The following is a 662-nucleotide window of genomic DNA, read 5'->3' as shown; positions in this document are numbered from 1 at the left end:
TATTGGCGATAATTTGTTTTTGATGACATAATTGATGTAAGTTTTCCGAATCGAATCGCAACGGCGAACCGTCCTCCGTCTGCATTCATAAATAACCCATCCACTGAAATAGTAGCATCTTCTAATATCGTAGTGAGTTCTTCAAAAGTGTTCTCAATATTAAATAAATCATTATGATTACCAGAAACAGGCGTTGTCATAGCTAACACAAGTCCTTGTTTATCAGTCAAATAAAGAGCATTGGTTGTCTTTCGCTTCTTTCTGCCTTGATAGGCAACTTCTTCACCACCACGAATAGATGAGGTATGACTTCCATCCATATTTACCACTGAAAGGTCAAATGAAGACTTGTATTTTTTCAATAGTTCTATCCAGCATTTTTGCCAAACTCCCTCTTTGCACCATCGACGATAATGACCAAAAACAGTTTTATAATGGAGGACATGAGTACTGAATAAACTCTCGACAGGTAATAGATGCCATTGAATACCCGTTTTGAGCTTGTAGAGAATACAGTTAATTATTTCACAAGTCGGTACTTGGGGCTTAAAACCTCGTTTTCTTAGAGGTAAATGGCAAATTATTTCTGATTCTATTATATCTTTGCTGAGTACGTAGTACATAAAAAGGTTGCTTTGGTATGGTTCGCAAAACAAATATCA

General features: G+C 36.3%; 1 protein-coding gene. It reads right to left on the bottom strand.

What is annotated here, in order from left to right; all coding sequences use genetic code 11:
- The coding region (locus QM491_RS25600) for a transposase (protein WP_283330406.1) at positions 1-623 on the bottom strand (623 nt) is incomplete at its 3' end.
- Between the last annotated feature and the right edge of the window lie 39 nt (positions 624-662).

Source organism: Flectobacillus longus, assembly GCF_030056705.1.
Lineage (GTDB): Bacteria > Bacteroidota > Bacteroidia > Cytophagales > Spirosomataceae > Flectobacillus > Flectobacillus longus.
The sequence above is the reverse complement of the archived record's forward strand: the minus strand, read 5'-3'. Positions and strand labels throughout refer to the sequence as shown.